This window comes from Lutispora sp. (assembly GCF_041687175.1).
Lineage (GTDB): Bacteria > Bacillota > Clostridia > Lutisporales > Lutisporaceae > Lutispora.
This window is the reverse complement of record NZ_JAWLCK010000091.1, coordinates 1-11,107: the sequence shown is the minus strand read 5'-3', so window position 1 is coordinate 11,107 and position 11,107 is coordinate 1. Positions and strand designations below refer to the sequence as shown.

Below are 11,107 nucleotides of genomic sequence, written 5' to 3'. Positions count from 1 at the left end.
AAAGGACACTAAAGAATGCATATTAGATATGTGCTTCAGATATGAGAGTTCGCTTTGGTAGTTCTATAGCTTGATCTCACAAAAAGCCTAACGGCACCCAAAGGACCTCCATGTCCTGGATGCCTAGTCTGGCCTCCGTGCCAGCCTTACGGCTTTTTTAGTTCGCTCTTCGCTAAGAACTATAACAAAGCTCACAAAATATCCTCAGCACATATCTGATAGGCACATATTGTAGCGGCATAAAGTCAATTTAATGAATATATAATTGGTTGTATTGCCTGGGGTATTACTAAGAGGTATAAGTTCCTTCGTTTACCACTCAGGATGACAGCTATTGTATCAAAGAAAGCTATAGTGACTAAAGAATAAGCATAATGGGCAGCACGGATGGTGCCCAAGCCTTCCAGGGCATGGAGGCCCTTTGGGAGGCGTTAGATTGTGAACTGCACATATGCTTATTCTAGTTAGCTACACTATCGAAGTAGTATTCTTTAGTGTTTTTTAGTGGTTTATAAAAAATTCTACGTGTTCATCTTTTTTAAATACTACTATATCAATTGTCAAAATATCCATAAAATATTGAAATCTATGATAATATTATTATATAAAAGTAGTCGTAATATAATTAGAGCGAATAAAATACTGTGATAATCAAAGGAGGATAGCAATGAAAGAAAAGGTAAAAGAAATGGTAGATCTTTTGGAAGAAAAATTAGTGTGTTTTGCAAGTGACCTGGTAAAAATCAAAAGCAGAACAGGTAAAGAAGAAGCAGTAGTTAAACGAATTGTAGAAGAAATTAAAGCCCTTGATTATGACGAGGCTTATATTGATAGTGTGGGAAATGTAATCGGAAGAATCGGTAACGGCAGTGAGAAACTGTTATTTGACTCTCATATTGATAATGTTGCTGTAAATGACCCTGAAAATTGGGAACATGATCCATATGGTGGGGTAATAAAAGACGGAAAATTATATGGCCGCGGTTCTAGCGATATGAAAGCCTCCGCTGCTGCTTCCGTATATGCTGGAGCTATAATGAAAAAGTTGGGCTTGGCAGAAGGTAAAACCATCTATATATGCTGCACTGTCATGGAAGAAGACTACGATGGAGAAGGGCTTTATCATGCTATAGTAGATAATGATTTGAAACCTGACTATGTTGTCATATGCGAACCCAGTAATTTGCAGATTTCATTAGGTCATTTGGGAAGAGCCATTTATAAAATTAATGTTCCTGGAGTATCTGCTCATGGCTCTGCACCGGAAAAAGGAGTTAATGCTGTTTATAAGATGGCAACAATTATAAACCGTGTTGAGGCACTTGGGAAAGAGTATATGAAACTAAGTGGTGAGCGTCCATCCATAGCCCTTACAAAAATAGAAAGCACTTCCGTTTCTTTAAATGCCATTCCCCAAAGCTGCAGTATATACATTGACAGGAGAATGACTTTGGAAGAAAATGAAGAGACCGTGGGAGAAGAGATGAACAAGTTAATAGAAGGAACCGATGCTACATGGGAAATATACGATGCAATTGGAACCAGTTGGAGGGGAGAAAAAATTGTACTTCATTCCTTTCTTCCAGCTTGGGAGATTAAAGTAGACCATAAGCTTACAAAAGGTTGCATAAAAGCCTATGAAGAACTTATGGGTGAAAAACCAACTATGTACAAATGGGATTTTTCAACTAATGGAGTAGCATCAGCAGGAAAGCTTGGAATCCCAACCATAGGTTTTGGTGCAGGCATTGAGAAAATGGCACATATGACAAATGAATACTGTCCTGTTTCAGATATAATTGCTGCTTGCAAATTCTACTCGCTTCTACCATACTTTTTATAATAAAGGCTTTCATTAATAATAAAATAATCTATGGGGAGGTTTATAATGGGGATCATTGAATATGTGCAATATGATAGGAATAGGAAGCCGACAGCTTCCATAGAATTTTTGGGGTTAGAGGCTGCAAAACATGTGAAATCATTTCATGAAAGCATGGATATTTATGAGCCTACTCCACTTTCGAAAATGCCTAATTTAGCAAAAGAGGTGGGTGTGAAATCAATCTTTGTTAAAGATGAATCCTACCGATTTGGGCTAAATGCATTTAAAGCATTGGGAGGGAGCTATGCCATTGCAAAAAGTATTCATAGCCAATTAGATAACGAAGAATTTTCTTATCCCAGTTTGGCTTCTAAAAAGGTCAGAGAGAAGTTGGGAGAATTGACATTCGTAACAGCAACAGACGGTAATCACGGGAGAGGTATTGCATGGGCAGCAAAGAAGTTCGGACATAAATCTGTTGTGTACATGCCAAAAGGGAGTTCAAAAGAGCGGCTAGACAATATTTCTGCTGAAGGTGCAGATGCAAGTATTACGGACTTTAATTACGACGATACAGTTAGGTTGGCGGAGAAAATGGCGAAAGATCATGGGTGGGTGTTAGTTCAAGATACAGCCTGGGGTGGTTATACAGAAATCCCAAAATGGATAATGCAGGGCTATACTACTATGGCAATTGAAGCATATGAACAGTTAGAAAATATTAAGCCAACTCATATATTTTTACAAGCAGGTGTTGGATCTTTTGCTTCATCTGTGCTGGGTTTCTTTGCCAATGTATATAACCAGGAAAAATCCATTGTTACAATAGTTGAACCAAGCTTGGCCAACTGCATCTTTAAAACAGCGTCGGCAGATGATGGAACATTACATAAAGTTACAGGCGATATGAACACAATAATGGCAGGTTTAGCATGTGGAGAACCAAGCTATATAGCATGGGATATTTTGAAAGATTATGCCGATTATTTTGCATCTATTCCAGATGAAGTTGCTGCAAAAGGAATGCGTATCTTAGGAAACCCCTTATCAGGAGATGACCGTGTCATTGCTGGAGAGAGTGGGGCTGCAGGCTTTGCTTTTGCCATGGAAATATTATTGAATCCCAAATATAGTAGCTTGAAAGATAAAATGGGTATTGATGAAAATTCTTGTCTGTTGTTTTTCAACACAGAAGGAGATACAGATAAAGTAAACTACAGGAAGATTGTATGGGGTAATATATAAACTCGCTACTAAGGCGATGAATCAATCCCCTTGTATACTATATAGCCATATAGTAAAATATGTGAAGGGGGTTTTTTCATGAAAACATTGATGGGGCTTATACTACTAATTATAGGGGGCTTGTCGGCAATAAATCCAGAATTTGCCTGGAAATGGGAAATGGGCTGGAAAGTAAAAAATGCTGAGCCTAGTGATGCATATTTGGTATATGCCAGGATAAGCGGTATAGTAATGTGTATTGTTGGATTGGTACTAATATTTTCTTGGTAAAAAAATAATAGGATGCAGGTGATAAGTTTGAGAAACTTGTTTGATAAAGGACTAAGCTTTAGGAGCTTTATGTTTAATGTAGATGATGAAAATAAAAATAAATTTATGAAATATTATATTCCTATGGAAATAGACCATGAAGTGAAAAACAAGATTATATTTTTAGAAGAAGAAATCAATATATTAGGTGCTGTAGAGCCTTGGTGTCCTGATTGCCACATCAATCTTTCTGTTTTAGAAAAAATGATAAGCTTCAATAACAAAATAACTCTTAAACTTGTTACAAGAGATATGATTGATAATGAATTAGATGACTATAAAGTAGATGGTAAGATAAAAGTTCCTACTTTTGTAATAATGGATAAGGACTTTAACATAAAAGGAGCTTTTATAGAGAAGATTGATATGGTTAGAAATGCTGATATAGAAACTATAGAAGGATCCAAAATAAATATGAAATATAAAGCAGGTAAATTAATAAAAGAGACAGCCGAGGAATTATTAAAAATTATAATTGGCGCTTGAGAGCGCTGATTTTTTTTCCTGAATATACTAACGAAAGATATTAAGAGTAAATATATCAAAATAAGTAGAAATTAGACTAAAATGATTAAATTAGTACTATAGTCATTTTGTAGCATAACATATCATATGATACAATATATTGTGTATTGAATGAAGCGATACACTATAGATTGTTAAGGAGGCTGAAAATTAAATGATATCTGAAAACGGTCTTAAGGTATTAGAAAGACGTTATTTGGCGAAAAATGAAGAAGGGAAAGTAATCGAAACACCTGAAGAATTATTCAAAAGGGTTTCTTCATTTATAGCGAGTGCAGACAAGATTTATGAACCAGATAAAGATATTAGTGGACTAGAAAAAAAGTTTTATGATATCATGGCTAATCTGGATTTTTTGCCAAATTCACCTACTTTGATGAATGCAGGTAGAGAATTGGGGCAGCTTTCCGCTTGTTTTGTGCTTCCAGTGGAAGATTCCATGGAAGGTATATTTGATGCTATCAAGCATGCAGCAATAATACATAAAAGTGGCGGTGGAACTGGTTTCAGCTTTAGCCGCCTAAGAAGTAAAGGTTCTTCTGTAAATTCCACAGGTGGTGTGGCATCAGGTCCAATAAGCTTTATGAAAGTTTTTAATTCTGCTACGGAAGCTGTTAAACAGGGTGGAGTGCGAAGAGGAGCAAATATGGGTATATTAAGGGTCGACCATCCCGATATACTTGAATTCATCCAATGCAAGAAAAATGATAAAGAAATTACTAATTTTAATATAAGCGTTGGAATAACAGAAAAATTCATGGAAGCTGTTGAAAAAGATGAGGAGTACGAACTAGTAGAACCTCATACAAAGGAAGTTAAGGGAAAGCTGATGGCTAGGGAAGTATTTGATCTCATTGTGGATATGGCATGGAATAATGGAGAACCTGGAATTATATTTTTAGATAGAATGAATAGAGACAATGTAGTGCCCGAGTTGGGAGAAATCGAGAGCACCAACCCCTGTGGCGAACAACCCCTGCTTCCCTTTGAATCCTGCAATCTTGGTTCAGTAAATCTTGTTAATTGTATAAAGAATAAGGGTGTTAAGAAGGAAATAGATTTTAATAAATTGGGAGACTTAGTAGATACGGCTGTACACTTTTTAGATAATGTAATAGATGTCAATAAATATCCTCTTGAGAAAATAGATGAAATGACAAAGAGCACAAGAAAGATAGGTTTAGGTGTTATGGGATTTGCAGATATGCTTATAAAGCTTGGTATCCCATATGATTCAGAAGAAGCAATAAAAACTGCAGAGGCAGTTATGAGATTTATTAATGAAAGATCAAAACAAGCTTCGGCAAAGCTAGCTGAAGCAAGAGGTGCTTTCCCTACCTTTGATAAAAGTACATATGCTGAAAAAGGTATGAAGCTTAGGAACGCTACAACAACTACTATAGCTCCTACAGGGACCATATCAATAATTGCAGGAGTATCCAGCGGCATAGAACCACTGTTTGCAGTCTCCTTCATAAGAAATGTTATGGATAATGATGAATTGCCTGAGGTAAATCCACTTTTCGAGAAGGTAGCTAAAGAAAGAGGATTTTATAGTATAGATTTGATGAAAAAGATAGCTAAGATGGGGTCAGTAAGGCATATAGAAGAAATTCCTGAAGATGTAAGAAGAGTGTTTGGCACAGCACATGATATAGATCCTATTTGGCATATAAGAATGCAGGCTATGTTCCAAAAGTATACCGACAATGCTGTTTCAAAGACCGTCAACTTTAGAAAAGAGGCTACCAGAGAAGATGTAAGAAAAGTCTATATGCTTGCGTATAAATTGGGATGTAAAGGTGTTACCATATACAGAGATGGAAGTCGTGAATCGCAGGTATTGAACATAGGAGCGGTTAATAAAGACGGGGCAAAGCAACAAGAGCAAACAGAAACAGAGCAAAAGACTTTGAAAGCCAGAGTTAGACCCGATGTAACGGTAGGGATAACAGAGAAAATAAAGATAGGCTGCGGCAATCTTTATGTGACAGTTAACTCAGATGAAAATGGTATTTGCGAGGTATTCGCAAATCTGGGTAGAGCTGGGGGTTGTCCATCTCAATCAGAAGCAACAAGCAGATTGATATCCATTGCTTTAAGAGCTGGAGTAGATATTAAGGAAATAATTGAGCAGTTAAGAGGTATAAGATGTCATTCTACATTGAGACAAAAAGGGCTTAAAGTCTTATCCTGTCCTGATGCTATAGGAAGGACTCTTGAGAAAGTATTGAACTTACAGGTTGAGGTAAAGGACGTAGAGACAATAGAAGAATTGACAACTGCCATTGAAGAGGGCAGCTTAGGCTGTGGAGGCAATTGTTCATTATGTTCAACTCAGTGCAGTTACAGTACAGTAGCTTTTGGTGAAACCTCTGCAACTATAGATGAAAGTTTAGATTGGTCCACAATAAAATACTGCCCTGAATGCGGTTCTACCGTTCAGCATGAAGGCGGATGTATGATTTGCAGAAATTGTGGATTCTCCAAATGTGGCTAAAGAATACAGTAGAAAGAATAAGGATAGAGTTTTTTTACAAGCATTGTGTCTAATTGTTAGAGACAATGCTTGTCTTTTTAATTATTGGCATCATCAGACATTATGTAACTAAATAAATGGACATTATCAAGGGAATTACATATGAATCATGTAATAAAAGTTCAGAAACAAAAAATCAATAAGTATGGTTAAATGTGCCATCAAATTGTGAGCAATTTTGACATAAACTGATTATCAATGTATAATCACAATAGGAAAATCCAACCATTCAATTCTCTCTTTATCCAATTATTCTTGGTTTATTCAGAATTATTTAAGAAGGAAGTGAGCAGTAATGAAAAGAAATCTAAGTATTTTATTGGTTCTAAGTTTAATTCTATGTTGCTTATTTGTATCAAATGCATATGCTGATGAAGGTTATAAGTGGAAGGAAGTATTGGACGACCATATTCTAAGAGAAAATGGGGAATTATGGTATGTCTATTGGCCAGGACTTAAAGAATTTGGTCAACCTAAGAGTCAGAGTATGTATAGAATAATGGAGAATGTTAAGAGTACCTATAGGTATGGTAACAGCCTATACATAATCAGAGATAATGGAGAGTTATGGGTGTGGACAAAAAACTATAATAAACCTAACACATTAGAAAAGATAATGGATGGTGTGAAACAGGTATCTGTTAATGATAAAGACACTTATATGGTTGTGAAAGAAAACAATGAATTATGGGGCTGGGGGAATAATAAATATGGACAACTTTTAGATGGTACAACCAAATATTCATATGAGCCTAAAAAAGTTATGGATAATGTAAAGTGTGTAACAACAGGTTATAACAGGGTTTTCGCAGTTAAAACCAACGGAGAACTATTAGCTTGGGGATTCAATCCCTCAGGTTACTTGGGAGATGGAACCAAAGATGACGCATTTGAGCCTAGGAAACTATTAGATGGAGTAAGCAGAGTTGAAATATTCGGAGATGTTACTTTTGCAATAAAAGAAAATGGCGAATTATGGGGCTGGGGCAATAACTACAGAAGTCAGATATATTCCGAGTTTGTTGATGGCCATAATATTTCAGAAAGAAATATAATTAAGCCAATGAAGCTATTGGATAATGTAAAAAAAGTAGGACACTACTATGCAATAAAAGAAAATGGAGATTTCTATATATGGGAGCAATCAATACATCCAAGATTGGGTCTTACCAATGTTAAGGATGTAAGCAGATCAGACTATAGAACTGTAATAAAGGAAAATGGAGAAGTCTATGTATTTGTATATATAGACAGTAATCCTTATAAGAAATATGAAAATATAAGTTTCATGCTACATAGCCGTGCTATTGATAAAGATGGAAGCTTAGTTGATCTTAGTCATGATAAAGTCAATGTTATCTTGGATTCTCAGAAATATACAAATGCAAGCGGTTGGGCTTTAGAAGGACTTAGAGCTGCTGATAATAATGGTCTTATTGATGCGGCTAAAGCATTTCCCTTTGATGCTTATATCAACAGAGAAACTTTTGCTAAATTGAGCCTAAGATTATATGAAAAATTAACAAATAACAAAGAGATTGTATTGAAAGACAATCCTTTTAAGGATACGGATGATCCCAACATAATTAAGGCCTATAGCGTAGGAATTATTTCCGGAGTTAGTGCTGATAAATTTGACCCTGAAGGATTTGTTACTCGAGAACAAATTGCTTCAATGCTTAAGAGAACCTTGGATGCTGCCAATATAAATGTTAGGAAAGGCAGCGAAGTAAAGTTTGCCGATATGGATCAGGTTTCTGAGTGGGCTTTGGATGCTGTAAATAATATGAGCAGCATAGGTGTTATAACCGGAAGTAATAATTATTTTTCGCCACGTAATAAAACCACTGTAGAGCAAGCTTGCATAATGGTAGATAGGCTATATGAAAAAGCAAACAATAATTGACATAGGTCAAAAGTAGGATAGTTTCATATCCTACTTTTGTTTTAACAGCATCCAAATAATATAACCAGAAACATAGATAAATAGATTATAAGAGAAAGCTTAACAGGCAGACTATATTCAAAAAGTAAGATATAATTAAATATATGGAGAATTATTATTAATTAATAAGATATATCAATTAAATCAGCTTTTTTGAGAGTATAGTCCGTTAGCGTATACATATTTATTATAGTATAATCATCATGTAGTCAATTATGGTTATAAATACTAATTATATATAGGAGGTTTTTTTAAATGAAAAAATTTGTTTGTACAATTTGCGGTTATGTCCATGAAGGAAATGAGGCTCCAGATCTTTGTCCTCAATGCAAGGCACCAAAGGAAAAGTTTGTAGTGCAGTCTGCTGAGAATCTTCAGTGGGCAGATGAACATAGAATAGGTGTAGCTAAAGATGTAGATCCTGAGATTATTGAAGGTCTAAGAGCCAACTTCATGGGAGAATGCACAGAAGTAGGTATGTATTTAGCAATGAGCCGTCAGGCAGATAGGGAAGGCTTCCCCGAAATAGCTGAAGCTTATAAGAGAATTGCTTTTGAAGAAGCAGAACATGCTGCTAAATTTGCAGAGTTATTAGGTGAAGTAGTAGTTGCTGATACTAAGAAGAATCTAGAGATGAGAGTTGAAGCTGAGTATGGTGCTTGCAGCGGTAAGAAGGAGTTGGCAACTAAGGCAAAGCAGCTCAACTATGATGCAATACATGATACAGTACATGAAATGTGCAAAGACGAAGCAAGACATGGAAAGGCATTTAAAGGATTGCTTGAAAGATACTTTGGAAAATAAGTGAATAAATATAGTAATGCCCCTGGCAGTTGTATTACCAACTGCCAGGGGCATTTTCGTGTTAAAAAGCTTGAAGGAGTTAATATCATTGAAGTTATTTTTGGCTGCGCTTTCCATATCGGGAAAAATTATTATATAATAAACATAATGATTTTTGAGCATTAAAAATGAAAAGTTTTATTATGGGAGGAATGAAAATGATACAGAGAATGACCACTCACTGCGGAGATGATACTTGTTCATCCTGTGTTATTGCTGGTGATTTTATTTTTTTGGCACATCATGCCGGAGGACATGATAAGAATGATATTGTTCATCAGGTAAGAGCTACATTTGAAAGTATGAAAAAAACATTAGCAACGGTAAATGCAACTCTTGACGATATTGTGCAGATAAATTTCTATATTAAAAATATTGATGATTTCCGAAGAGGAGCTGATGTGTTCCGAGAGTATTTCAAAAACGGTGCTCCAGCAAGAATGACTGTTGTGACCGAATTTGTTGGGGAAAATTGCTTATGCCAGATGGATGCGATTGCATATAAGCCAAATACTCAAAAATAAAATGCATAGAATAAATATTTGAAATGACAGGAAAAAGCAGAATTATTGCAATATGTAGAATATTCAAAATGCGATAAACCTATGTCATATATTTACCCTATTGCATTTTATTGTTAGTGTTTGTGAGATTTTTTTAACAACTCAAATTGACATTGAAGTGAATATTTAATATACTTAAATGTGGACATGTGAAAATTAAATATAATTGTTAGGGGGTTTCACAATGGCAAAAACAATGAAGACTATGGACGGCAATACGGCTGCTGCGTATGTCGCCTACGCCTTTACAGATGTGGCTGCAATTTTCCCAATTACGCCTTCATCACCGATGGCTGAGTATATTGACGAGTGGGCAGCTTACGGACAGAAGAATATTTTCGGACAGGAAGTAAAGGTAGTTGAAATGCAATCAGAAGCAGGAGCTGCCGGCGCAGTACACGGCTCCTTGGCAGCTGGAGCATTGACAAGCACATTTACTGCTTCACAGGGATTACTATTAATGATACCTAATATGTATAAAATTGCAGGAGAACTTCTTCCTGGAGTATTCCATGTAACTGCTCGTGCTATTGCAGGGCATGCTTTATCCATATTTGGAGATCATTCAGATGTTATGGCTACAAGACAGACAGGTTTTGCTCTTTTAGCCTCAGGTTCAGTACAAGAAGTTATGGACTTGGCAGGCGTTGCTCATTTAGCAGCAATAAAGGGCAGAGTGCCATTCTTGCATTTCTTTGATGGATTTAGGACTTCCCATGAAATTCAAAAGATAGAAGCTATAGATTATGAAGATCTTGCAAAACTTGTGGATTATGATGCAGTTAAAGCTTTCAGAAATAACGCATTGAATCCGGAACATCCGGTAACAAGAGGAACTGCTCAGAATCCAGATATATTCTTCCAAGCTAAAGAAGCTTCCAATCCCTATTATGAAAGGATTCCTGACATAGTTGCGGATTACATGGATGAGATAAGCAAACTGACAGGAAGAGAATACAAGCCATTCGTTTATTATGGACATCCGGAAGCAGAAAACATAATTGTAGCAATGGGTTCTGTAACAGAGACCATTGACGAGACAATTGACTACTTAATGAGCAAGGGAGAAAAGGTTGGTGTAATTAAAGTACATCTTTACAGACCATTCTCACCAAAATATTTCTTTAATGTTATGCCAAAGACTGTTAAGAGAATTGCTGTTCTTGATAGAACCAAAGAACCAGGTTCATTAGGAGAGCCTTTATATCAGGATGTTAGAACATTATTCTATGAGACAGAAAATGCTCCATTGGTTGTAGGAGGAAGATATGGATTAGGTTCCAAGGATACAACTCCCGGCCAGATTTTGGCAG

8 protein-coding genes and 1 pseudogene are annotated in these 11,107 nt (G+C 36.0%); all 9 read left to right on the top strand.

The window, feature by feature from the left end; translation table 11 throughout:
• Nucleotides 1-667: 667 nt before the first annotated feature.
• Nucleotides 668-1,843: a YgeY family selenium metabolism-linked hydrolase gene (locus tag ACESM9_RS11770; protein ID WP_372998724.1), complete on the top strand. Its 1,176-nt coding sequence runs from the start codon at nt 668-670 to the stop codon at nt 1,841-1,843.
• 45 nt (nt 1,844-1,888) lie between these two features.
• Nucleotides 1,889-3,070, top strand: a complete 1,182-nt coding sequence (gene dpaL / locus ACESM9_RS11765; RefSeq protein ID WP_372998721.1) for a diaminopropionate ammonia-lyase — start codon at nt 1,889-1,891, stop codon at nt 3,068-3,070.
• 78 nt (nt 3,071-3,148) lie between these two features.
• The gene (locus tag ACESM9_RS11760; protein WP_372998718.1) at nt 3,149-3,340 is read left to right on the top strand and encodes a DUF6199 family natural product biosynthesis protein; all 192 of its coding nucleotides are present in this window, start codon (nt 3,149-3,151) and stop codon (nt 3,338-3,340) included.
• A gap of 27 nt (nt 3,341-3,367) precedes the next feature.
• Nucleotides 3,368-3,865 carry a thioredoxin family protein gene (locus ACESM9_RS11755; protein WP_372998715.1) on the top strand — a complete coding sequence of 166 codons (498 nt, stop codon included), beginning with the start codon at nt 3,368-3,370 and terminating at the stop codon, nt 3,863-3,865.
• A 193-nt stretch (nt 3,866-4,058) separates the two neighbouring features.
• Nucleotides 4,059-6,404, top strand: a complete 2,346-nt coding sequence (locus ACESM9_RS11750; RefSeq protein ID WP_372998712.1) for a vitamin B12-dependent ribonucleotide reductase — start codon at nt 4,059-4,061, stop codon at nt 6,402-6,404.
• A gap of 334 nt (nt 6,405-6,738) precedes the next feature.
• Nucleotides 6,739-8,349 carry an S-layer homology domain-containing protein gene (locus ACESM9_RS11745; RefSeq protein ID WP_372998709.1) on the top strand — a complete coding sequence of 537 codons (1,611 nt, stop codon included), beginning with the start codon at nt 6,739-6,741 and terminating at the stop codon, nt 8,347-8,349.
• A 294-nt stretch (nt 8,350-8,643) separates the two neighbouring features.
• Nucleotides 8,644-9,192 carry an NADH peroxidase gene (locus ACESM9_RS11740; RefSeq protein ID WP_372998706.1) on the top strand — a complete coding sequence of 183 codons (549 nt, stop codon included), beginning with the start codon at nt 8,644-8,646 and terminating at the stop codon, nt 9,190-9,192.
• A gap of 197 nt (nt 9,193-9,389) precedes the next feature.
• Complete coding sequence (locus ACESM9_RS11735) at nt 9,390-9,755, top strand: RidA family protein (protein WP_372998703.1); 366 nt, start codon at nt 9,390-9,392, stop codon at nt 9,753-9,755.
• A gap of 223 nt (nt 9,756-9,978) precedes the next feature.
• A pseudogene (locus tag ACESM9_RS11730) lies at nt 9,979-11,107 on the top strand (pyruvate:ferredoxin (flavodoxin) oxidoreductase); the annotation flags it as partial.

Excerpts from the sequence above, each read along its gene's own strand:
- ACESM9_RS11770 (WP_372998724.1), top strand. The coding sequence starts at position 668 with ATGAAAGAAAAGGTAAAAGAAATGGTAGATCTTTTGGAAGAAAAATTA.
- dpaL (WP_372998721.1), top strand. The coding sequence starts at position 1,889 with ATGGGGATCATTGAATATGTGCAATATGATAGGAATAGGAAGCCGACA.
- ACESM9_RS11760 (WP_372998718.1), top strand. The coding sequence starts at position 3,149 with ATGAAAACATTGATGGGGCTTATACTACTAATTATAGGGGGCTTGTCG.
- ACESM9_RS11750 (WP_372998712.1), top strand. The coding sequence starts at position 4,059 with ATGATATCTGAAAACGGTCTTAAGGTATTAGAAAGACGTTATTTGGCG.
- ACESM9_RS11745 (WP_372998709.1), top strand. The coding sequence starts at position 6,739 with ATGAAAAGAAATCTAAGTATTTTATTGGTTCTAAGTTTAATTCTATGT.
- ACESM9_RS11740 (WP_372998706.1), top strand. The coding sequence starts at position 8,644 with ATGAAAAAATTTGTTTGTACAATTTGCGGTTATGTCCATGAAGGAAAT.
- ACESM9_RS11735 (WP_372998703.1), top strand. The coding sequence starts at position 9,390 with ATGATACAGAGAATGACCACTCACTGCGGAGATGATACTTGTTCATCC.